Origin of the sequence: Tatumella terrea (assembly GCF_039523755.1) — a bacterium.
GTDB classification, from domain to species: Bacteria; Pseudomonadota; Gammaproteobacteria; order Enterobacterales; family Enterobacteriaceae; genus Tatumella; species Tatumella terrea.
Genome location: NZ_BAAAFX010000002.1, coordinates 368966 through 392402 on the forward strand (window position 1 = coordinate 368966; position 23437 = coordinate 392402).

Here is a 23437-nt window from a genome sequence, read left to right on the forward strand (position 1 = left end):
ACTGAATGAGCAGCGCGAAGAAAACGCTGAAATCCGGAAAACAGGAAAATAAGGCCAGCTTTATCAGCTGGCGTTTTGCGTTGCTCTGTCTGGGAATTCTGGCTGCACTGGTAGGTCTCATCTCCCGGGTCGGTTACCTGCAGGTCGTCAATCCCGGTAAACTGGTCAGGGAAGGGGATTTGCGCTCATTGCGTGTGCAGTCCATTCCCTCTTCCCGGGGAATGATCAGCGACCGTGCCGGCCGGCCTTTAGCCGTCAGCGTGCCGGTCAATGCTGTCTGGATCGATCCGAAAGAAGTGATTGAGAAAGGCGGGGTCACCCTCGATAACCGCTGGAAAGCCCTGGCGGATACGTTATCGATGACCACGGATCAGTTATCTGCCCGTGTCACGACCAATCCGAATAGCCGTTTTATCTATCTTGCCCGCCAGATCACGCCCTCGGTGGGTGACTACATTAAAAAGCTGAAACTGCCCGGGGTAAATCTGCGGGAAGAGTCACGCCGATATTATCCGGCAGGGCAGGTGACTGCGCACTTAATCGGTTTTACCAACATCGATGGCGTGGGCATTGAGGGTATCGAAAAGAGCTTTAATCAGTGGCTCACCGGTCAGCCGGGTGAACGTACGGTCCGTAAAGATCGTCAGGGCCGGGTGATTGAGGATATCTCCTCCACCGATAGCCAGGCGGCACATAATCTGACGCTGAGTATCGATGAGCGATTACAAGCCCAGGTGTATCGCGAACTGAACAACGCGGTGGCTTTTAATAAAGCGGAATCCGGGTCTGCGGTGCTGGTGGATGTGAATACCGGCGAAATTCTGGCGATGGCTAACAGCCCCGCGTATAACCCCAATAATCTGGGGCATACCTCGAAAGATGTCATGAGAAACCGGGCTATCACCGATATCTTCGAACCGGGTTCGACCGTAAAACCGATGGTAGTGATGACGGCATTACAGCGGGGGGTTGTGCGGGAAGGCAGTGTGCTCAATACCGTGCCGTACCGGATTAATGGTCATGAAATCAAAGACGTTGCACGATATAACGAACTGACGCTCACCGGCGTCTTACAGAAGTCGAGTAACGTGGGTGTTTCCCGGCTGGCGTTAGCGATGCCGTCTTCGGCTCTGGTCGATACCTACTCACGCTTCGGCCTCGGGAAACCGACCAACCTCGGGTTAGTCGGTGAAAGCAGCGGTATTTTCCCCAAAAAACAACGGTGGTCTGACATTGAGCGGGCCACCTTCTCCTTCGGTTACGGCCTGATGGTCACCCCGTTACAGCTAGCGCGGGTCTATGCCACGATCGGCAGCTACGGCATAGCCAGACCCCTCTCCATTACCAAAGTCGATCCTCCGGTCGGCGGTGAACGGGTATTCCCTGAAGCGACGGTTAAAACGGTTCTCCATATGATGGAGAGTGTGGCTCTGCCGGGCGGTGGCGGGGTAAAAGCGGCCATTAAAGGTTACCGTATTGCCATTAAGACCGGGACCGCGAAGAAGGTCGGCCCTGACGGACGGTATATCAATAAATATATCGCTTATACCGCAGGTGTCGCACCGGCAAGCCACCCGCGTTTTGCGCTGGTGGTTGTGATCAATGACCCGCAGGCCGGTAAATATTACGGGGGTGCGGTATCTGCACCGGTATTCGGCGCCATTATGGGCGGCGTGCTACGCACGATGAATATCGAGCCGGATGCCTTACCCATCAGTGACAAAAATGATTCAGTAATTCATAACAATGGGGATTCAAGTGACAGATCGTAACTTGCGTTACCTGCTGGCCCCCTGGGTGCCGGGTGCGCCGGAGCGTCAACTGAGGGAAATGACACTGGATAGCCGCGCTGCGGCTGCCGGCGATCTGTTCGTGGCTGTTACGGGGCATCAGGCCGATGGTCGCCAATATATCCCGCAGGCGATTGCCGGGGGCGCCGCGGCGGTGATTGCCGATGCCGAAGGTGAAGCTGCCGACGGGGATATCAGAGAATTTCAGGGCGTGCCGGTGATCTACCTGCGACAACTATCGCAACGCCTTTCTGCACTGGCCGGTCGATTCTATGGTCAGCCGGCGGAGCAACAGAAAGTCATTGGTATTACCGGGACCAACGGTAAAACCACCACCAGTCAGTTGCTGGCTCAATGGGCTAATCTGCTGGGTGAAACCGGCGCCGTCATGGGAACCGTCGGTAACGGTCTTTTTGGTCAGCTGGTTCCGGCAGAAAATACCACCGGGTCAGCGGTAGAGATTCAGCATGTGCTGTCAGATCTGCAGGCCCGCGGGGCTACGCTGACGGCAATGGAAGTTTCTTCTCATGGGCTGGTTCAGCATCGGGTGGCTGCCATTCCCTTTGCCGCCGCCGTCTTCACCAACCTGAGCCGCGATCACCTGGATTACCACGGGGATATGCAAAGCTACGAAGCCGCAAAATGGTCATTGTTCTCCGAACATCAGGTCGGGCAAGCCATTATCAATGCGGATGACACGACCGGACGTTTATGGCTGAAAAAGCTGACGGACGGCGTGGCGGTCAGTATGGAAGGGAATATCGCCGCGGATCATAAGGGCCGCGCGGTCGAGGCCGTCAGTGTTGTCTATCTGGAAAAAGGTGCCAGAGTGACTTTCCGTTCTGACTGGGGTGAAGGTGAGTTCACCAGCCAGCTGATGGGAGCATTCAATGTCAGCAACATGCTGATGGCGATGGCCACCTTATTGTCGCTGGGATATCCGCTGGCGCGCTTATGTGAAACGGCACAACAGCTGCAACCGGTTTGCGGACGTATGGAAGTTTTCCATACCGAAGGCCGTCCTGCGGTGGTGGTCGATTATGCCCACACCCCGGACGCACTGGAAAAAGCCTTAACCGCCGCCCGCTTACACTGCCGCGGCAAGCTGTGGTGCCTGTTTGGCTGTGGCGGTGACCGGGATAAAGGTAAACGCCCGCTGATGGGGGCGATTGCTGAAGAGCTGGCCGATCAGGTCGTCATCTCTGACGATAACCCGCGCACCGAAGATCCCGCCGCTATCGTCAAAGATATTCTCAGTGGTTTGCTGGACCCGGGGAAAGCGCTGACTATCGCGGGCCGTGCCCGTGCCGTTGAACAGGTACTGGCACAGGCCGGGCCGGACGATATTGTGCTGGTCGCCGGTAAAGGCCATGAAGATTATCAGATTATCGGGCAACGACGTTTTGATTACTCGGACAGGACGACTGTCGCGGGGCTGCTGGGAGTAATGGCATGATTTCCGTAAGTTTACAGCAACTGGCTGCGGTGACCGGCGGGCAACTCTCGCGGGAACCGGCCTTTGAGTTTACTGCCGTCACCACGGATACCCGTAAGGTGACGCCGGGTTGCCTGTTTGTTGCCCTGATCGGTGAGCGTTTTGATGCGCATGACTTTATTGCGGATGCGATCACCGCCGGCGCTGGGGCCTTACTGGTGAGTAAACCTCTGCCGATAGATGTTCCGCAGGTGGTGGTCAAAGATACCCGCATTGCCTTTGGTGAGCTGGCTGGCTGGGTCCGGCAGCAGGTCCCTGCCCGGGTGGTGGCTCTGACCGGCTCTTCGGGGAAAACGTCGGTGAAAGAGATGACCGCCGCCATCCTGAAGCAGTGCGGCAATACGCTCTACACCGCGGGCAACCTGAATAACGATATTGGTGTGCCGATGACGTTATTGCGGCTGACCCGGGAGCATGAATACGCAGTCATTGAGTTAGGGGCAAACCACCAGGGGGAAATCGCCTACACCACGGCGATGGTCCGGCCTGAAGCGGCGCTGGTCAACAACCTGGCCGCGGCGCACCTGGAAGGTTTCGGATCTCTGGCCGGAGTGGCGAAAGCGAAAGGCGAAATTTTCGAAGGTCTCCCGGCAGGAGGCATCGCTATTCTTAATCACGACAGTAATGATCAGGTGAACTGGCAGCCTCGCCTGGCAGATAAAATCGTCTGGCATTTCTCGCCAAACGCGGAAGCCGGGGTCGGTTTTTATGCCAGCCAGGTTGTGATCCACGGCGGGGGAACCTCATTTACGTTGCACTCTCCGCAGGGAGAGGTGGAAGTGACTCTGCCATTGCCAGGCCGCCACAATATTGCGAATGCGCTGGCGGCCGCTGCATTGTCTCAGGCGGTCGGTGCACCACTCAGCGCTATCCGCCACGGACTCAGTACTCTGCAACCCGTCCCCGGGCGTCTTTATCCCATCCGGCTGTCTGAAACACACCGTTTGCTGGATGACAGCTATAACGCGAATGTCGGGTCGATGACTGCCGCTGCACAGGTGCTGGGCGAAATGCCGGGCTACCGGATCATGGTGGTCGGGGATATGGGGGAACTGGGCGATGAAGCGGAACAGTGTCATCGTGCCGTGGGCCAGGCCACCCGGCAAGCGGGGATCGATAAAGTATTAAGCACCGGTCATCTGAGCCGGTTTATCTCAGAAGAGAGCCCGGACGGGGAACATTTCATTACCAAACCGGCGCTGGTTGACCGGTTAAAGACATTATTATCTGAACATCAGGAAGTCACTATTTTGATTAAGGGTTCGCGAAGTGCAGCTATGGAAGAAGTGGTTCAGCAATTACAGGAGATGGGCGCATGTTAGTCTGGCTGGCTGAACATCTGGTTTCATTTTATTCAGGGTTTAATATTTTTTCTTACCTGACATTTCGCGCGATTGTCAGTCTGCTGACTTCGTTATTTATCAGCCTGTGGATGGGCCCTCGCCTGATCACCTGGCTGCAAAAGTTACAGATTGGTCAGGTCGTCCGTAACGACGGCCCTGAATCACATTTCAGTAAACGGGGGACCCCGACGATGGGGGGCCTGATGATCCTTGCCTCTATCACGATTTCGGTACTGATGTGGGCTTATCCGTCAAACCCGTATGTCTGGTGTGTGCTGTTCGTACTGATTGGCTACGGGATTGTCGGGTTTGTTGATGATTACCGTAAGGTCGTGCGCAAAGACACCAAAGGCCTGATTGCCCGCTGGAAATATTTCTGGCAGTCCGTGATCGCGCTGACCGTTGCCTTTGCATTATATGCGACAGGTAAAGGAACGCCGGCCACAGAACTGGTGGTGCCGTTCTTCAAAGATGTGATGCCTCAGCTGGGCCTCAGCTATCTGTTACTGACCTACTTTGTCATCGTGGGAACCAGTAATGCAGTGAATCTGACCGATGGCCTGGACGGCCTGGCGATTATGCCGACCGTGTTTGTGGCCGCCGGATTCGGGCTGGTAGCCTGGGCCACCGGTAACGTGAATTTTGCCGAATATCTGCATATCCCTTATCTGCGCTATGCCGGCGAACTGGTGATTGTCTGTACAGCGATTGTGGGTGCCGGACTCGGCTTTCTCTGGTTTAACACCTATCCGGCTCAGGTCTTTATGGGAGATGTCGGGTCGCTGGCCCTGGGCGGCGCGTTAGGGACCATAGCCGTGTTACTGCGTGAAGAGTTCCTGCTGGTAATTATGGGCGGTGTTTTTGTTGTGGAAACATTGTCGGTCATTCTGCAGGTGGGATCGTTCAAGCTCCGCGGACAGCGTATTTTCCGTATGGCACCGATCCATCATCACTATGAACTGAAAGGCTGGCCGGAACCGCGTGTCATCGTACGCTTCTGGATCATCTCATTAATGCTGGTTCTGATCGGGCTGGCAACCCTTAAGGTACGTTAATTATGTCTGACTATCGGGGTAAAAAAGTCGTCATTATCGGGCTGGGGCTGACCGGCCTCTCCTGTGTTGATTTCTTTCTGGCGCGGGGAGTTACCCCGCGTGTCACAGATACCCGGATATCACCGGCGGGACTCGAAAAACTCCCTGAAACGGTAGAACGTTTTGTCGGGGGCATTAATGAAGACTGGTTGCTGGACGCGGATTTAATCGTCGCAAGCCCGGGTATCGCACTTTCCCATCCGGCACTTTCCCGTGCAGAAGAGGCGGGAGTCGAGATCGTCGGGGACGTTGAACTGTTTTGTCGTGAGGCCCGGGCCCCGATCGTCGCTATCACCGGGTCTAACGGTAAAAGCACCGTGACGATGATGGTGGGTGAAATGGCGAAAGCGGCGGGTTGCCAGGTGGCCATCGGCGGTAATATCGGTCTGCCGGTACTCTCGCTGCTCAGTGAGACTGTCGAATTATATGTGCTGGAGCTATCGAGCTTTCAGCTGGAAACTACTCATAGCCTGAAAGCGGCCGCCGCGACCATTCTGAATGTCAGCGAGGATCATATGGATCGCTACCCGCTGGGCATGCAGCAATATCGTGCTGCCAAATTACGCATTTACGAACAGGCGACCACCTGTGTCGTCAACGCGGATGACGGATTAACGATGCCGGTGCGTGGCGTGGACAGCCGGTGTATCAGTTTCGGGGTGAATGTCGGTGATTATCACCTGAACACGCAGCAGGGGAGTACCTGGCTGCGGGTCAAAGGGGAAAAAGTGCTGGATACCGGGGAAATGAGACTGACCGGGCAGCACAACTACACGAATGCCCTTGCTGCTCTGGCTCTGGCGGATGCCGTCGGATTACCCCGGGCGACCAGCCTGAAGGCGCTGACGACGTTTACAGGGCTGAGTCACCGGTATTGCCTGGCTCACCGTCAACATGGCGTTGACTGGATTAATGATTCGAAAGCTACCAACGTGGGTAGCACCGAGGCGGCATTGAAAGGGCTGACCGTGAAAGGTCAGTTATGGCTGCTGCTGGGCGGGGATGGTAAATCGGCAGATTTTACGCCGCTGTTACCGTATCTGCAGAGAGATAACCTGAAAATTTATTGCTTCGGTCGTGACGGTGATGAACTGGCGGCTCTGCGCCCCGAGATCTCTGTGCGGACCGGGACCCTGCAGCAAGCGATGGCAGAGATAGCCCCGCAGACGGCTCCGGGGGATCTGGTTCTGTTATCGCCGGCCTGCGCCAGCCTCGATCAGTTTAAAAATTTTGAGCAACGGGGTGATGAATTTACCCGTCTTGCAAAGGAGTTAGGTTAATGCGTATCCCGGGCCTGAGATACCCTCTCGCACTGATACTTGCCATCTCCGGTCGTCTGAGAGACTGGGTGATGGGGGCAAAAGAGAGCGACGATACAGCCATTATTCTGTATGACCGCACCCTGTTATGGCTGACCTTCGGTTTAGCCATCATCGGTTTTGTGATGGTGACTTCCGCGTCTGTGCCGGTCGGGCAGAGAATGAATGACGACCCGTTCTATTTTGCTAAACGTGATGCCTTCTATCTGGGGCTGGGGTTTGCTATCTCGCTGGTCACGCTGCGTTTACCGATGTCTTTCTGGCAACGTTACAGTAACGTGATGCTGCTGATCTCTATGGTTATGTTGCTGGTTGTACTGGTGGTGGGGAGTTCGGTCAACGGTGCATCCCGCTGGATTGCCCTGGGCCCGTTACGTATTCAGCCGGCAGAATTTTCTAAACTGTCTCTGTTCTGTTATCTCGCCAGCTATCTGGTGCGAAAGGTGGATGAGGTCCGCAGTAATTTCTGGGGATTCTGTAAACCGATGGGGGTCATGGTGGTACTGGCAGTCCTGCTGCTGGCGCAGCCCGACCTCGGGACGGTCATCGTACTGTTTGTAACGACACTGGCCATGCTGTTTCTGGCCGGGGCAAAGCTGTGGCAGTTTCTTGCGATTATCGGTTCCGGGCTTTTCGCCGTGGTGCTGCTGATCCTGGCGGAACCCTATCGTATGCGCCGCGTGACTTCCTTCTGGAATCCCTGGGCGGATCCTTTCGGCAGCGGCTATCAGCTGACCCAGTCTCTGATGGCTTTTGGCCGAGGTGAGTTCTGGGGGCAAGGGCTGGGGAACTCGGTTCAGAAGCTGGAATATCTGCCTGAAGCCCATACCGACTTTATCTTCTCAATTATCGGCGAAGAACTCGGCTTTTTCGGTGTGGCATTGGCTCTTTTGATGGTATTCTTCGTCGCTTTTCGGGCGATGTCGATTGGCCGCAGAGCATTGGAGCTGGATCAACGTTTTTCCGGCTTTCTGGCGTGTGCTATCGGGGTCTGGTTCAGTTTCCAGGCGCTGGTTAACGTCGGTGCCGCTGCGGGGATGCTGCCGACCAAAGGTCTGACCCTGCCGTTAATCAGTTACGGTGGGTCCAGTCTGATCATCATGTCGACAGCCATCGTGCTGTTATTACGAATAGATTATGAAACACGCCTGACCAAAGCGCAGGCGTTTACCCGGGGTAGCCGATGAGCGGCAAACGATTAATGGTCATGGCCGGAGGCACCGGCGGACATGTTTTTCCGGGCCTGGCTGTGGCCCATCACCTGATGGCACAGGGCTGGCAGGTTCGCTGGCTGGGAACCGCTGATCGTATGGAAGCGGATCTGGTCCCGAAGCATGGTATTGAAATTGATTTTATCCGCATCAGCGGATTACGTGGTAAAGGGGTAAAAGCCCAGTTGCTGGCCCCCTGGCGTATCTTTACGGCATGGCGGCAGGCCAGGGCGATTATGAAACGCTGGAAACCGGATGTGGTGCTGGGTATGGGCGGCTATGTTTCCGGTCCCGGCGGGCTGGCGGCGTGGAGTTGTGGTATTCCTGTGGTGCTGCATGAGCAGAACGGGATTGCCGGCCTGACAAATAAAGGGTTATCACGGATTGCCAGCAAAGTGTTACAGGCTTTCCCCGGGGCTTTTGCGAAAGCCGATGTGGTCGGGAATCCGGTGCGCACTGACGTGCTGGCCTTACCGACACCGGAACAACGTTTTGCCGGCCGTGAAGGACCGATACGTGTCCTGGTCGTCGGGGGCAGCCAGGGGGCCAGAATACTGAACCAGACAATGCCTTACGTGGCTGAAAAATGTGGTGACCGTATTACTCTCTGGCACCAGACCGGTAAAGGTGCGCTGGAAGCCGTTGAAGCTGAATATGCCAGTGTCGGACAGACCGGTCATCGCATCAATGAGTTTATTGATGATATGGCACAGGCGTATGCCTGGGCCGATGTGGTGGTTTGTCGTTCCGGGGCATTAACGGTCAGTGAGATCGCTGCCGCCGGGCTGGCTGCGATTTTCGTGCCATTTCAGCATAAAGATCGGCAGCAGTACTGGAATGCGCTGCCGCTGGAGAATGCCGGGGCGGCCAGGATTTTTGAACAACCCGCCTTTACGGCTTCTGTTATCGCAGAAACCTTAAATAGCTGGGATCGTCAGCAGTTGCTGGCGATGGCATTGAATGCCCGCGCAGTTGCCGTTCCGGACGCGACTGAACGCGTAGCAAATGAAGTGGCGAAAGTCGTTAAATGAATATAGCTCCGTGTGAGCGGCTTTTCCGGGGGGATGTCCCGGGGAAAGTATGAACAGGTAGTGTAACGAGATGAATACTCAACAATTAGCAAAACTGCGGTCTGTTGTGCCTGAAATGCGTCGGGTCAGGCATATCCATTTCGTCGGCATTGGTGGTGCCGGGATGGGCGGTATTGCTGAAGTGTTGGCGAATGAAGGGTATCAGATCAGTGGGTCTGACCTGGCACCGAACCCGGTCACTCAGCATCTGAGTGCGCTGGGGGCGACCATTTATTTCAACCACCGGCCCGAGAATGTGACCGACGCCAGTGTGGTCGTGGTTTCCAGTGCCATATCGGCGGACAACCCGGAACTGATCGCCGCCCGTGAGGCCAGGATCCCGGTGATCCGTCGTGCAGAGATGCTGGCAGAACTGATGCGTTTCCGTCACGGAATTGCTATTGCCGGAACCCACGGTAAAACGACGACTACCGCGATGGTATCCAGTATTTATGCCGAAGGTGGACTGGATCCGACCTTTGTCAATGGCGGGCTGGTGAAAGCCGCCGGCACACATGCCCGGCTGGGCAGTAGTCGTTACCTGATTGCTGAAGCGGATGAGAGTGATGCATCGTTCCTGCACCTGCAACCGATGGTCGCCGTGGTAACAAATATTGAAGCGGATCACATGGATACGTATCAGGGAAATTTTGACATCCTGAAACAGACCTTCGTGAACTTTTTACATAATCTGCCGTTTTATGGGCGTGCCGTGTTGTGTGTAGACGACCCTGTGATCCGCGAGCTTATCCCGGAGATCGGGCGTCAGATCACGACTTACGGTTTCAGTGACGATGCCGATGTCAGGATTGAAGACTACCGGCAGCAAGGGGCTCAGGGGCACTTTACGCTGGTCCGTCATGATAAACCGGTGATGACAGTCACTCTGAATGCGCCGGGACGCCATAATGCGCTGAATGCCGCCGCAGCGGTCGCGGTGGCGAGTGAAGAGGGCATCGAAGATAAAGATATCCTCACCGCGCTTGAAAATTTCCAGGGGACAGGGCGCCGCTTTGATCTTCTGGGGGAATACCCGACGGCACCGGTGAATGGTCTGCCCGGGACGGCGATGCTGGTAGATGATTACGGTCATCATCCGACAGAAGTGGATGCCACCATTAAAGCTGCGCGGGCCGGCTGGCCGGATAAAAAGCTGGTGATGATTTTTCAGCCTCACCGTTATACGCGTACCCGTGATTTGTTCGATGATTTTGCGAACGTGCTGTCTCAGGTGGATGTCCTGCTGATGCTGGAAGTCTATTCTGCGGGAGAAGCACCGATCGCCGGGGCCGATAGTCGTGCACTTTGCCGCTCTGTCAGAAGCCGTGGCAAAGTTGAACCGATACTGGTCTCCGATAATGAGATGCTGGCCGATGCGCTGGCTCCGGCCCTGAGCGGAAATGATCTCGTTCTGGCTCAGGGGGCAGGAACCGTCGGACGTATAGCGCGGACGCTGGCTGATCGGAAGTTGCAGCAGATGACCCGGACAGAAGAACAGCCTGGCTGAGCAGGGGCCCGGGAATGCCCGGGGTTACCGTGCCGGAAAAGGGCGTGACAAGCTGTCACCGTCATCGGCCGAAGAGCGGTTTAAACGAATTATTTTCAAGGGGATAGCAATATTCCCTGTGACGGACGGCCCCGGTAACACGACAGACGTTTCCGGGGGAGCAGGTAAGAAACTGCGGCGTCCGGCATGTATTAAGGTTAAAAGTGAATTTTGCGACTACAATGCTTAGTATCTTGCTGATGAGAAACAGGATTTCTGTCACTCAGATGCTCAAAAACGACAGCAGCGTGCGCAGAACAAAGACATCCTGCAGAGGTTAAAGGGTCGCAGAACAGAAGGCATCGATGTGCACTATGCGAATCATCGTTGTTTTCAGCCATTACCCGTCGATCTCTCGTCAGAGACGATTCGCCGGAATCCGGGGACTTTAACAGCAAAGCAGGCGGCGATGAATTTTTCGAACTTAATGAGCAATAGGCTGGAGTTAACAAACTGATATGTCTCAGGCGGCTTTAAATACACGGAACCGGGAGCCTCAGGGGCGCCAGGGATCCGGACGGAGTAATGGTACGCGCCTGTTCGGATTGATCTTTTTGTTACTGGTCATAGGGACGATGGTGCTGGGTGGCGTAATGGTCCTGAAATGGATGGACGATGCCTCCCGCTTACCGTTATCGAAGCTGGTGGTCACCGGACAAACGCGTTATACCACCCACGATGATATCCGGCAGGCGATTTTATCACTCGGCCCTCCCGGCACGTTTATGTCACAGAACGTAGACGTGATACAGCAGCAGATTGAACGGCTTCCCTGGATTAAGCAGGTAAGTGTCCGGAAGCAATGGCCTGATGAATTAAAGATTCATCTGGTTGAATATGTGCCGGTGGCACGATGGAATGATCAGAATGTCGTTGATGCCGACGGCGTCTCATTCCGGTTGCCTTTAAGTCTTTCGGCACAGCAACCTATGCCAATGCTTTACGGACCGGAAGGCAGCGAAAACGAAGTGATGGCCGGTTTTTATCAGATGAGTGATGCCTTAAAGCCTTCGAAAATTACGCTAAAGGCGGCTTCGATGACAGCAAGGCGTTCATGGCAGCTGGTCACCAGCGATGACATGAAAATTGAGTTGGGACGTGATGACACAATGAAACGTCTGCAGCGTTTTATTGACCTCTACCCGGTTCTGCTTCGCCAGGCGCAGGCAGAGAATAAACGGATAGGCTACGTAGATTTACGTTATGACTCCGGTGCGGCGGTGGGATGGATTGCCGCCCCTGTCGACCCAAAGAACAGTAACCAGCAACAAAAGCAGGCACAGGCTAAACAATGATCAAGTCAACGGACAGAAAACTTGTAGTAGGACTAGAAATCGGCACCGCTAAGGTTGCTGCCCTTGTAGGGGAGATTCTGCCCGATGGTATGGTCAACATTATCGGCGTCGGCAGTTGTCCTTCCCGCGGTATGGACAAAGGCGGTGTGAATGACCTGGAATCGGTGGTCAAATGTGTACAGCGGGCGATTGACCAGGCAGAATTAATGGCCGATTGTCAGATTTCTTCGGTATATCTGGCGCTTTCCGGTAAACATATCAGTTGTCAGAACGAAATCGGGATGGTTCCGATTTCCGAAGAAGAAGTAACACAGGATGATGTGGAAAACGTCGTGCATACAGCGAAATCTGTGCGCGTTCGTGATGAGCACCGTATTCTGCATGTGATCCCTCAGGAATATGCCATCGACTACCAGGAAGGCATCAAGAACCCTGTGGGTTTATCCGGTGTCCGGATGCATGCCAAGGTGCACCTGATCACCTGCCATAATGATATGGCGAAGAATATCGTGAAGGCCGTTGAACGATGCGGTCTGAAAGTGGACCAGCTGATTTTCGCAGGTCTGGCCTCCAGTTATGCCGTGTTAACCGAAGATGAACGCGAATTAGGCGTCTGTGTGGTTGATATCGGTGGTGGCACAATGGATATGGCGGTTTATACCGGTGGCGCATTACGACACACTAAAGTGATCCCTTATGCCGGCAATGTGGTGACCAGCGATATCGCCTATGCCTTCGGGACACCCCCGACCGATGCGGAAGCCATTAAAGTCCGTCACGGGTGCGCATTAGGGTCGATTGTCGGTAAAGACGAAAATGTCGAAGTACCGAGTGTGGGCGGACGTCCGCCACGCAGTCTGCAACGTCAGACCCTGGCAGAAGTGATCGAACCGCGTTATACCGAATTACTGAACCTGGTGAATGATGAAATTCTGGAATTACAGGAACAACTTCGTCAGCAGGGAGTAAAACATCATCTGGCCGCCGGCATCGTATTAACCGGTGGGGCAGGGCAGATTGAAGGGTTAGCCGCGTGCGCCCAGAAAGTGTTCCATACACAGGTCCGTATCGGACAGCCTTTAAATATTACCGGCCTGACCGATTATGCTCAGGAACCTTATTATTCGACGGCTGTAGGGCTGCTGCACTATGGTAAAGAGTCACACCTGGGCGGCGAAGGCGATAGCGAAAAAAGAGCATCAGTCGGTGGTTGGTTTAAACGAATTAACAGCTGGCTGAAAAAAGAGTTTTAATTTTTACTAAAAGGAGATCATGCTATTAGCATTTATGGTCTCCAGGCGACAGGCACATAACGGAGAGAAATCATGTTTGAACCTATGGAATTAACCAATGATGCGGTGATAAAAGTCATCGGCGTTGGTGGTGGCGGCGGTAACGCCGTAGAGCACATGGTACGCGAGCGTATCGAAGGTGTTGAATTCTTTGCAGTGAATACCGACGCTCAGGCACTGCGTAAAACCGCAGTGGGTCAGACCATCCAGATTGGTAATAACATTACTAAAGGTCTGGGTGCCGGTGCGAACCCGGAAGTCGGACGTAACTCAGCAGAAGAAGACCGTGAAGCCCTGCGCGCTGCGCTGGACGGTGCAGATATGGTCTTCATCGCCGCGGGTATGGGTGGCGGTACCGGTACCGGTGCTGCGCCGGTTGTTGCTGAAGTCGCGAAGGATCTGGGTATCCTGACCGTTGCTGTGGTGACTAAACCTTTTAACTTTGAAGGCAAAAAGCGTATGGCTTTTGCCGAGCAAGGTATTGCTGAGCTTTCCAAGCATGTCGATTCACTGATCACTATCCCGAATGACAAGCTGCTGAAAGTGTTGGGTCGTGGTATTTCTTTACTGGATGCTTTCGGTGCTGCCAATGACGTGCTGAAAGGTGCGGTACAGGGTATCGCTGAACTGATCACTCGTCCTGGCCTGATGAACGTCGACTTTGCGGATGTGCGCACAGTGATGTCTGAGATGGGCTATGCGATGATGGGATCCGGGGTGGCCTGTGGTGAAGACCGTGCGGAAGAAGCTGCAGAAATGGCTATCTCCAGCCCGTTACTGGAAGATATCGATCTGTCCGGTGCCCGTGGCGTTCTGGTCAACATTACCGCCGGCTTCGATCTGCGTCTGGACGAGTTTGAAACGGTGGGTAACACCATCCGTGCATTTGCTTCCGACAATGCCACCGTCGTTATCGGTACCTCGCTGGATCCGGAAATGAACGACGAACTGCGCGTAACTGTTGTCGCTACCGGTATTGGCATGGATAAACGCCCTGAGATCACTCTGGTCACTAACAAAACCACCAGCCAGCCTGTCATGGATCACCGCTATCAGCAGCATGGCCTGACTCCGTTACCTCAGGAGCAGAAACCTGCCGCGAAAGTGGTGAACGACCCTGCCGGCCAGGCGAACAAAGAACCTGATTATCTGGATATTCCCGCGTTCCTGCGTAAGCAGGCGGACTAAGAATATACCGATATTTGGACTGGTTCGCTCTTTGTGCTAAACTGGCGGTCAGTCAGTCATGTATAGTGACGAACGAAGAGTAATATTGCGAGATTAATACGATGATCAAACAAAGGACATTAAAACGTATTGTTCAGGCGACAGGTATCGGTTTGCATACCGGTAAAAAAGTCAGCCTGACACTGCGCCCTGCGCCAGCGAATACTGGGGTCATCTATCGTCGCACAGACTTGAATCCACCGGTTGATTTCCCGGCTGATGCAAAATACGTGCGCGATACCATGCTCAGTACTTGCCTGGTAAACGACGAAGGCGTGCGTATTTCTACTGTTGAGCACCTTAACTCAGCACTGGCCGGTTTAGGTATCGACAACATTATTGTTGAAGTCGATGCGCCTGAAATCCCGATTATGGATGGTAGTGCTGCACCTTTCGTTTATCTGCTGCTGGATGCAGGGATCGACGAACTGAACAGTGCTAAGAAATTCGTTCGTATTAAACAAGCCGTACGTGTTGAAGACGGTGATAAGTGGGCAGAGTTAACGCCTTACAATGGCTTTTCTCTGGACTTTACTATCGACTTCAGGCATCCGGCGATCGATTCCAGCTCACAGCGTTATCAGCTGAACTTCTCAGCGGATGCGTTCGTTCGCCAGATCAGTCGCGCACGTACCTTCGGTTTTATGCGTGAAATTGAGTATTTACAGTCTCGTGGCCTGTGCCTGGGTGGTAGTCTTGACTGTGCCATCGGTTTAGATGATTTCCGTGTATTAAACGAAGAAGGTTTGCGTTTTGATGACGAGTTCGTTCGTCATAAAATGCTGGATGCTATCGGTGATTTGTTCATGTGTGGTCATAACGTTATCGGTGCGTTCAGTGCCTTTAAATCAGGGCATGCATTGAATAACAAATTACTGCAAGCCGTACTGGCTAAACAGGAAGCCTGGGAATGGGCGACCTTCGAAGATGATGCTGAACTGCCACAGGCATTCAAAGCACCGAATCTGGTACTGGCGTAAAATCGCTTAATGCAGCAGGTGTTACTGATACTCTCTCCGGTCAGTAATCCTGCTGTTTTTTTATGCTTTTCGTCCGCTGTCTAAAAATCCCCCAAAAACACCGAATTTATTCATCGCTTCCTGATTCTCTGATGTTGAAATCTGACATTAGTGATACTATCTCATTACTATTATATTGGCGTATCCGGTCAGTGAACGCAGGGATTGCTGAGAGTCTCCCGGAACGCATAAATCAGTTTTCAATGGATAGAGTGTGATCGGAATTTTTTCGCGTTGGCGACAACTTGGCAGACGGTACTTCTGGCCGCATCTCCTTTTGGGGATGGTCGCGGCCAGTCTTGGCCTGCCTGTCGCGAATGCGCAACCGCCGGAATCCGGCACGGTCTCCGGAAAATCTGCCAATACACTCTTCGTCGGTAATGCGGTTCGTTTTGAAAACCTTATCCGCTTGCGAGATACGGCCCGCAGGCCGGGGATCAGCGCCGATTACTGGCATCAGCATGCTATCAGAGTGGTTATCCGCCATCTCTCATTCTCTTTACCGCAAATGCAACCGCAGGTGCGGCATCAGCTTCTTCCTCTGACTGCGCAGAAAATTGCTGTTTTACAGTCACTGCATGCGCTGCTGACGACACATCACCCGGTCAGCAAGCCGGCCTCTGCAGAGGATGTCTTCGTTTCCGTTCAGCCCGCTGGTTTTAATAGCGGGTTATGGCTTTCCGGGGTTCAGGGTATCCGGGCCGGGCCCGCTTCCTCTGAGATCTGATAGTCCCGGACGTACACTTCCCCCGAATTTTGAAGCCAATGAGCTGAACTGAGATTATAAAAACTATGGTCATGAAATTATTAACTAAAATTTTTGGCAGCAGTAATGATCGTACCTTACGTCGTATGCGTAAGTCGGTTGATGTTATTAATAAAATGGAACCTGAGTTCACGGCGCTGACCGATGAGCAACTGAAAGCCAAAACCATCGAATTCCGTGCCCGCCTGGAAAAAGGTGAAGCATTAGAAAGCCTGATCCCCGAAGCATTTGCCACGGTCCGTGAAGCCAGTCGTCGTATTTTCAATATGCGTCACTTCGACGTTCAGTTAATGGGCGGTATGGTTCTGAATGAGCGTTGCATTGCAGAGATGCGTACCGGTGAAGGTAAAACGCTGACCGCCACCTTACCGGCCTATCTGAATGCACTGACCGGTAAAGGCGTACACGTGGTGACCGTCAACGATTATCTGGCACAGCGTGATGCCGAAAATAACCGTCCGCTGTTCGAGTTCCTGGGGCTGACCGTCGGGATTAACCTGCCAGGGATGCCAGCCCCTGCCAAGCGTGAAGCTTACAATGCGGATATCACCTACGGTACCAATAACGAATACGGGTTTGACTATCTGCGCGATAACATGGCCTTCAGCCCGGAAGAGCGTGTACAGCGTAAACTGAACTATGCGCTGGTGGATGAAGTCGACTCCATCCTGATCGATGAAGCCCGTACACCTCTGATCATCTCGGGGCCGGCGGAAGACAGCTCAGAGCTCTACATCAAAGTGAACAAGATCATCCCTCATCTGGTTCGTCAGGACAAAGAAGATTCTGATACCTTCCAGGGGGAAGGTGACTTTTCGGTGGACGAAAAATCCCGTCAGGTTCACCTCACCGAACGTGGTCTGGTAAAAATCGAACAACTGCTGGTCAGCCAGGGCATTATGGAAGAAGGAGAGTCCCTCTATTCTCCGACCAATATTATGCTGATGCATCATGTAACCGCGGCCTTACGGGCGCACGCTCTGTTCACCCGTGATGTGGATTACATCGTTAAAGATGGCGAAGTCGTTATTGTCGATGAGCATACCGGCCGTACCATGCAGGGACGTCGCTGGTCAGATGGCCTCCATCAGGCAGTGGAAGCGAAAGAAGGGGTTGAAATCCAGAATGAGAACCAGACACTGGCATCCATTACCTTCCAGAACTATTTCCGCTTATATGACAAACTGGCGGGGATGACCGGTACCGCGGATACGGAAGCCTTTGAATTCAGCTCAATTTACAAGCTGGATACCATTGTTCTGCCAACCAACCGTCCGATGGTTCGTAAAGATATGCCGGATCTGGTGTATATGACCGAGCAGGAAAAAATTGGGGCGATTATCGAAGACATCCGTGAACGTACGGCGAATGGTCAGCCTATTCTGGTCGGGACCATTTCTATCGAAAAATCGGAAGTCGTCTCTCACGAGCTGACAAAAGCCGGTATCAAACATAATGTTCTGAATGCTAAATTCCACGCCAGCGAAGCCGATATTATCGCGCAGGCTGGCCAGCCGGGTGCCGTTACCATTGCCACTAATATGGCCGGTCGTGGTACCGATATTATGCTGGGCGGAAGCTGGCATGCGGAAGTTGAAGCAAAAGAAAATCCGACTCCGGAAGAGATCGAGGCGATCAAAGCCGAATGGCAGAAACGTCATGACGCGGTTCTGGAAGCCGGAGGGCTGCACATTATCGGTACTGAACGACATGAATCCCGTCGTATCGATAACCAGTTACGTGGTCGTGCCGGTCGTCAGGGGGATAAAGGTTCTTCACGCTTCTACCTGTCAATGGAAGATGCCCTGATGCGTATTTTCGCCTCTGACCGTGTCTCTGGCATGATGCGTAAACTGGGTATGAAGCCAGGTGAAGCCATCGAGCACCCATGGGTAACTAAAGCGATTGCTAATGCACAGCGTAAGGTGGAAAGCCGTAACTTCGATATCCGTAAACAGTTACTGGAATATGATGATGTTGCCAGTGATCAGCGTCGCGCTATCTATACACAGCGTAACGAACTGCTGGATGTCTCCGATGTGAGCGAGACCATTAACGGTATTCGCGGTGATGTACTGTCGGCCACTATCGATAACTATATTCCGCCACAATCACTGGAAGAGATGTGGGATGTTCAGGGACTGGAAGAGCGCTTACGCACCGACTTCGACCTGAACCTGCCGATTTCAGAATGGCTGGATAAAGAACCTGAACTGCATGAAGAAACACTGCGCGAACGTATCATGGAACGTGCCGATGAGAACTACAGAGAGAAAGAGACTGTCGTCGGTACTGAAATGATGCGTAACTTCGAAAAAGGCGTGATGTTGCAGACTCTGGATACGCTGTGGAAAGAGCACCTGGCATCCATGGACTACCTGCGTCAGGGGATCCACTTACGGGGTTATGCGCAGAAAGATCCTAAGCAGGAATATAAGCGTGAGTCTTTCGCCATGTTCTCTGCGATGCTGGAATCACTGAAATATGAAGTGGTCAGCACGCTGAGCAAAGTTCAGGTGCGCATGCCTGAAGAAGTCGAAGCCATGGAGCAGCAGCGCCGTGAGGAAGCCGAACGTCTGGCGGCCCAGCAACAACTGAGCCATGTGGATTCAGAAACTGAAGCGGCTGCCGAACTGGCTGCGCAGGGTGGCGAGCGCAAAGTCGGACGTAATGATCTTTGCCCGTGTGGTTCCGGTAAAAAATACAAACAGTGCCATGGGCGTATTGCATAATGCCCCGTCCCTGGCCTACGGCCAGGGCGCTTTCTGACTGTTTTTGTCTGAGGTTCATGGCGACATGGACCTTTTTATCGTCTGTCATAAAGTAAACCGCTGACAGGTCTGCTGTTTGCTATATATAAGGATAACTATGAAACATCTGCAGGTAGCGGTCGGGATTATCCGGGATCCGCAACGGGGTATTTTTCTGGCACGTCGTTCATCCTCTTCGCATATGGCCAATAAATGGGAATTCCCTGGCGGCAAAATTGAAAAAGATGAAACCGCTGATCAGGCACTGAAACGTGAACTGATGGAAGAGACCGGCATTGAGGTGCTCAGCGCACAGGCTATCGGCCAGGCAGATCATACCTACGACGATGTTCACGTCACATTGCACTTTTTCCTGGTGGAACAATGGCAGGGCGAGCCCTGGGGGAAAGAGGGGCAGCCGCATCGTTGGGTCAGGCAGGAGGCATTGATTGCCGAAGAATTCCCGCCGGCCAATCATCAACTGGTCAGCCGACTGGTGGCCGGTGAGCTGTAATGAAAATAAAGGGCGCAACCCTCAGGGATGTGCCCTCTGTCTGACGGAAAGCGTTACTCTCCGCTCCATTCATCTTCATCAGAAAGTTTATCATCCAGCGGGATACGCTTTTCTTCGGCCGCCCATTCCCCTAAATCAATCAGCTGACAGCGCTTAGAACAAAACGGGCGCCAGGGACTGAGACTGTCCCAGATCACATCCGCCTGGCATTGAGGGCATTTCACTGTGACAACGTCTTCCTGCATAGTACCTTCTTAACAACATGCGAGTTCAAACTGCAGACGTGCGGGAATTTCACCCTGTTCACTGTCTGCTGGCATAAAGCGGATAGCGTAACGATTCTTGTGCCCTGAAATCTGCGGGTAAAGATCGTCATCAGCGTTAAGCTTCAGACGAAGCAAATCGGCATCTTCCGCATTATCCTGAAAAAAACCATTGAGACTGGTTTGTGTGTGGAAACTACCAGACTGACGGATGAGATCCAACACCAGAGATAAACTTTCTTTTAAGGGTTGCAGAGTCGAACACCATTCGTCAACCTGTGCCTGACGCTCAGTCTCCGGACTATTGAGCCAGATATGCAGTGAGGGCAGGTCAAAGCTACAACATCCGCCGGGTATGCCCAGCCGCTGACGAACCTGGCTGATAAACCTGTCTTCCCGTAGTTGTTGCCCCATCCGCGGGACCGCCATCATTCTGATCCCCTGCTGTTTGAGTTCCTGCTGCAGTTCACTGACTCTGACGGTATCTACGCCACTGACGGATAACCAGCCGCAAAGCTTTTGTTGCTGGCGATCCAGTTCTTTGACCAGGTCTGCCCGGAAGTCTCCGCGATCAAAAATATCCAGTAAGTCACCGATCCCGCGGAAGAAACTTAATGCACTGGCAGGATCATTCACCGGCTGACTGCTACTGAGATTCTTCAGGAGGTATTCGATCCGCAGCCAGGTGCGCATTTTTTCGTTAAGCGGGTACTCAAACAGGATTACGGTGCTCATGATACAGATCCTTTTTTCACTGACGCCAGCCTCGGATAGAGACGGAGTAACCTATTGATATCCTGCTCTTGTTCGGCAGGTCCTCCGGTGTTATCGATGATATCATCGGCAACCGCTAACCGTGATTGCCTGCTCGCTTGTGCAATCAGTATAGCTTCCGCCTGCTGACGAGTGATCCGGTCTCTTGCCATGGTACGACTGATCTGGGTTTCTTCATCCACATCGATCACCAGTACACGATCAGCTTTCAGGTGCAGATTATTTTCGACCAGTAAGGGGACGACCCAAAGGCACCAGTCGGTGGTCACGGCAGCGATCATTTCCTGTGTCCGTTGCTGGATCAACGGATGAAGGAGGTTGTTCAGCCAGGTCTTCTGTTGTGGATCGGCAAAAATCTGCTGACGTAACCAGCGGCGATCCAGTGAACCTTCAGGCAGTAATGCCTGATCCCCGAAATGTGCCACAATCTGCTGAAGGGCTGCTGAGCCTGGCGCAACGACTTCCCGGGCAATTTTATCGGCATCAATCACCGGGACTCCCCGTTCAGAAAACCGGTTAGCCACCGTTGTTTTACCGCTGCCGATCCCGCCGGTAAGTGCGACAACATAGGTCATAACATAAGTATCCTGACTAATAAAAAAACTATCCGCTGAAAAATGCCGCAGAGTGACGAATTATCTCAGGCAGATTAGACGAATTGTAGCCCAATAAAAAATAAAAACGCAGTTCTGTTATGACGTTATTATTTTCCGGCTGCGGTCTGCAGCCGTCTGAACATGGGTGACAGAGATCTTTGCCCGTGCACCGTAACAGGTCACGGGCAACCGGAGAAAAAGAAAACGATGACCGCAGTGTATTTTACGGCGTAACGACACGTTAAGCGTGATATTCCCCGGGGTATGTATCGTGTTTTTATATCTGAATGTAAAGGTAATTTACAGTCATTCGGCAGGAGTTATGCACTATGCGAGCCGGGGGGAATAAGCATTTATCGCTGCGCCTGGATTCGACAAGCTCGCAATGAATCCGCCATATTCTGAAGACGGAGCCAAAGAGCATACGCTGACCGCTTTAAATCATCTGAATGAAAAAGGCACTATGGCCGCAGTCCTGCCAGTGGGTGATCAACCGGAAGCGTGGATAGGTGGTGAGTTCGTTGGTGTCCGGTCAGGCAAGAGTCCTCTGGTGAAGTTCAGGAGTCAGATATCAGCGTCAGTGCATTTGTGCTTAAGCGTTCAGAAAAAGCTTAATCACTCTGCGGGACAATGGGGAGAATAAGCAGTAACCTAATGAAAATTCGATTAAAAGAGAATTGTCTATGGCATTAAAAACAATAGCCTTAACCATTGGCCTGGTAATGATTTCATTAAATGCATCAGCGACTTTACCACTTAATGACTCTCTGCTCGGGCAACCATTTGATGTCGTTGCAAACGGCAAAAAGGTCAGCATAAACACATGTCAGGATCTGATAAATCTGAGACAGCGTTCGGGAAAAATTACCGACGTCCTGGCACATATTAACGACATGATGTGGCACGGGTTAATCGATGACATGACTGCCTGCCAGTTCGAAAACCAGCTCAGACTGATAAATGCTCATCCTGTGAAGGATTCAGCACTGACATTAAAAGAGATTGTACGTCATTTTCCGGCTAATTATTACCCAGCCCGAATCCTGCGGATTATCATCAAAACATCCATAAAAGCATTGAGCAGGCTTTTCCTGACATTCAGGTAACAGATGATACAGCCTCGACTGTTATGGATGGGGCAAATCTGCGTTTAATGGATCAAAAGACTTTTAAGACTAAAGACGGGGTTAAAATTAAGATTGTCAGTATTGGTGCAGGAGTGTCAGGGGGGACCTGGAGCACTAAACAAATATTTATCTTACAGAATACGGGCAATAAATTATGGAAAGTGACGCAATTTGACTATAACACAGTATTAAATCCCGTTACTTTACGATGATTACTTTCCATCGGTTGCCGTTATTGCTGAAGAGTTTGCGTAACGTTGCCGTGAAGAAATTGAATGCTGCCCCGGTATCTGATCATCGAAAATATTTGCCCTGAACAAACTCATCAGATATCTCCACTGAGAAATAATATCAGCAGGTGATCACAGGCATAACCGTCGGGGGAGTGAATGACCTGTCTACGGGGATATAAAACAGGCGAGGTGTGCCGGTTAAAATATCGCCTCACCCGGATTAAACATCGGCAGATACATACCGATGACAATACTGCCGGTAATCAGCCCCGTGATCAGTAATATCTCAGGCTCAATGCTGTTACTCAGAAGGTCGGTTTGTTGCCTGATGACCTGGCTTCGGGTATGAAAACAGGCATCGCGGGCTGATTAAAATATCGCCTCACCCGGATTAAACATCGGCAGATACATACCGATGACAATACTGCCGGTAATCAGCCCCGTGATCAGTAATATCGCAGGCTCAATGCTGTTACTCAGAAGGTCGGTTTGTTGTCTGATGACCTGGCTTCGGGTATATAAAACAGGCGAGGTGTGCCGGTTAAAATATCGCCTCACCCGGATTAAACATCGGCAGATACATACCGATGACAATGCTACCGGTCATCAGCCCCGTGATCAGTAACATCGCAGGCTCAATGATGTTACTCAGAAGGTCGGTTTGTTGTCTGATGACCTGGCTTCGGGTATATAAAACAGGCATCGCGGGCTGA

20 protein-coding genes are annotated in these 23437 nt (G+C 52.7%); 16 read left to right on the top strand and 4 right to left on the bottom strand.

All coding sequences use genetic code 11. The features are described from left to right. The first annotated feature begins 5 nt into the window (after nt 1–5). From ABD035_RS01705 to mutT, 15 genes are all read left to right on the top strand, one after another. On the top strand, nt 6–1772 hold the full coding sequence (locus tag ABD035_RS01705) for a peptidoglycan glycosyltransferase FtsI (protein ID WP_343867162.1): 1767 nt from the start codon (nt 6–8) through the stop codon (nt 1770–1772). After that, nucleotides 1759–3246, top strand: a complete 1488-nt coding sequence (gene murE / locus ABD035_RS01710) for a UDP-N-acetylmuramoyl-L-alanyl-D-glutamate--2,6-diaminopimelate ligase (RefSeq protein ID WP_343867164.1) — start codon at nt 1759–1761, stop codon at nt 3244–3246. Before ABD035_RS01705 ends, murE begins: the two co-directional genes overlap by 14 nt. After that, complete coding sequence (gene murF, locus ABD035_RS01715; RefSeq protein WP_343867166.1) at nt 3243–4607, top strand: UDP-N-acetylmuramoyl-tripeptide--D-alanyl-D-alanine ligase; 1365 nt, start codon at nt 3243–3245, stop codon at nt 4605–4607. Before murE ends, murF begins: the two co-directional genes overlap by 4 nt. After that, the gene (gene mraY, locus ABD035_RS01720) at nt 4601–5683 is read left to right on the top strand and encodes a phospho-N-acetylmuramoyl-pentapeptide-transferase (RefSeq protein WP_212713056.1); all 1083 of its coding nucleotides are present in this window, start codon (nt 4601–4603) and stop codon (nt 5681–5683) included. Before murF ends, mraY begins: the two co-directional genes overlap by 7 nt. Before the next feature lie 2 nt (nt 5684–5685). Then, nucleotides 5686–7002 carry a UDP-N-acetylmuramoyl-L-alanine--D-glutamate ligase gene (gene murD, locus ABD035_RS01725; protein ID WP_343867169.1) on the top strand — a complete coding sequence of 439 codons (1317 nt, stop codon included), beginning with the start codon at nt 5686–5688 and terminating at the stop codon, nt 7000–7002. Beyond that, nucleotides 7002–8228: a cell division protein FtsW gene (gene ftsW / locus ABD035_RS01730; RefSeq protein ID WP_212713054.1), complete on the top strand. Its 1227-nt coding sequence runs from the start codon at nt 7002–7004 to the stop codon at nt 8226–8228. The genes murD and ftsW overlap by 1 nt, the downstream gene beginning before the upstream one ends. Then, nucleotides 8225–9283 (top strand): undecaprenyldiphospho-muramoylpentapeptide beta-N-acetylglucosaminyltransferase, encoded by a 1059-nt coding sequence (murG, locus tag ABD035_RS01735; protein ID WP_343867171.1) that lies wholly within the window; start codon nt 8225–8227, stop codon nt 9281–9283. Before ftsW ends, murG begins: the two co-directional genes overlap by 4 nt. A gap of 70 nt (nt 9284–9353) precedes the next feature. Then, complete coding sequence (gene murC, locus ABD035_RS01740; protein WP_343867173.1) at nt 9354–10829, top strand: UDP-N-acetylmuramate--L-alanine ligase; 1476 nt, start codon at nt 9354–9356, stop codon at nt 10827–10829. Nucleotides 10830–11326: 497 nt separating this feature from the next. After that, complete coding sequence (gene ftsQ, locus ABD035_RS01745) at nt 11327–12163, top strand: cell division protein FtsQ (protein WP_343867175.1); 837 nt, start codon at nt 11327–11329, stop codon at nt 12161–12163. Further along, nucleotides 12160–13416, top strand: a complete 1257-nt coding sequence (ftsA, locus tag ABD035_RS01750; protein ID WP_212713050.1) for a cell division protein FtsA — start codon at nt 12160–12162, stop codon at nt 13414–13416. Before ftsQ ends, ftsA begins: the two co-directional genes overlap by 4 nt. Nucleotides 13417–13488: 72 nt before the next feature. After that, a complete protein-coding gene (gene ftsZ / locus ABD035_RS01755) occupies nt 13489–14643 on the top strand; it encodes a cell division protein FtsZ (protein ID WP_212713049.1) in 1155 nt (384 codons plus the stop codon). 101 nt (nt 14644–14744) lie between these two features. Beyond that, a complete protein-coding gene (gene lpxC, locus ABD035_RS01760) occupies nt 14745–15662 on the top strand; it encodes a UDP-3-O-acyl-N-acetylglucosamine deacetylase (RefSeq protein WP_212713048.1) in 918 nt (305 codons plus the stop codon). Between the two features lie 253 nt (nt 15663–15915). Then, nucleotides 15916–16428, top strand: coding sequence for a secA translation cis-regulator SecM (gene secM / locus ABD035_RS01765; RefSeq protein ID WP_343867178.1), 513 nt, complete (start codon nt 15916–15918; stop codon nt 16426–16428). A gap of 65 nt (nt 16429–16493) precedes the next feature. Then, nucleotides 16494–19199: a preprotein translocase subunit SecA gene (secA, locus tag ABD035_RS01770; RefSeq protein ID WP_212713046.1), complete on the top strand. Its 2706-nt coding sequence runs from the start codon at nt 16494–16496 to the stop codon at nt 19197–19199. Between the two features lie 136 nt (nt 19200–19335). Then, on the top strand, nt 19336–19731 hold the full coding sequence (mutT, locus tag ABD035_RS01775; protein WP_343867180.1) for an 8-oxo-dGTP diphosphatase MutT: 396 nt from the start codon (nt 19336–19338) through the stop codon (nt 19729–19731). A 53-nt stretch (nt 19732–19784) separates the two neighbouring features. Here the strand turns inward: mutT and yacG are convergent, their stop codons facing one another. Genes yacG through coaE form a run of 3 tightly spaced genes read right to left on the bottom strand, consistent with a single transcriptional unit; the run spans nt 19785 to nt 21343 of the window. After that, a complete protein-coding gene (gene yacG, locus ABD035_RS01780; RefSeq protein ID WP_212713044.1) occupies nt 19785–19976 on the bottom strand; it encodes a DNA gyrase inhibitor YacG in 192 nt (63 codons plus the stop codon). Between the two features lie 9 nt (nt 19977–19985). After that, the gene (gene zapD / locus ABD035_RS01785) at nt 19986–20729 is read right to left on the bottom strand and encodes a cell division protein ZapD (RefSeq protein WP_343867184.1); all 744 of its coding nucleotides are present in this window, start codon (nt 20727–20729) and stop codon (nt 19986–19988) included. Continuing rightward, nucleotides 20726–21343, bottom strand: coding sequence for a dephospho-CoA kinase (coaE, locus tag ABD035_RS01790; protein WP_212713042.1), 618 nt, complete (start codon nt 21341–21343; stop codon nt 20726–20728). The genes zapD and coaE overlap by 4 nt, the downstream gene beginning before the upstream one ends. 704 nt (nt 21344–22047) lie before the next feature. Between coaE and ABD035_RS01795 the strand changes: the two genes are divergently transcribed. Continuing rightward, complete coding sequence (locus ABD035_RS01795; protein WP_343867187.1) at nt 22048–22470, top strand: hypothetical protein; 423 nt, start codon at nt 22048–22050, stop codon at nt 22468–22470. A 795-nt stretch (nt 22471–23265) separates the two neighbouring features. On the opposite strand, the gene ABD035_RS01800 is transcribed toward ABD035_RS01795, so the two are convergent. Next, a complete protein-coding gene (locus ABD035_RS01800; protein WP_343867189.1) occupies nt 23266–23427 on the bottom strand; it encodes a hypothetical protein in 162 nt (53 codons plus the stop codon). Between the last annotated feature and the right edge of the window lie 10 nt (nt 23428–23437).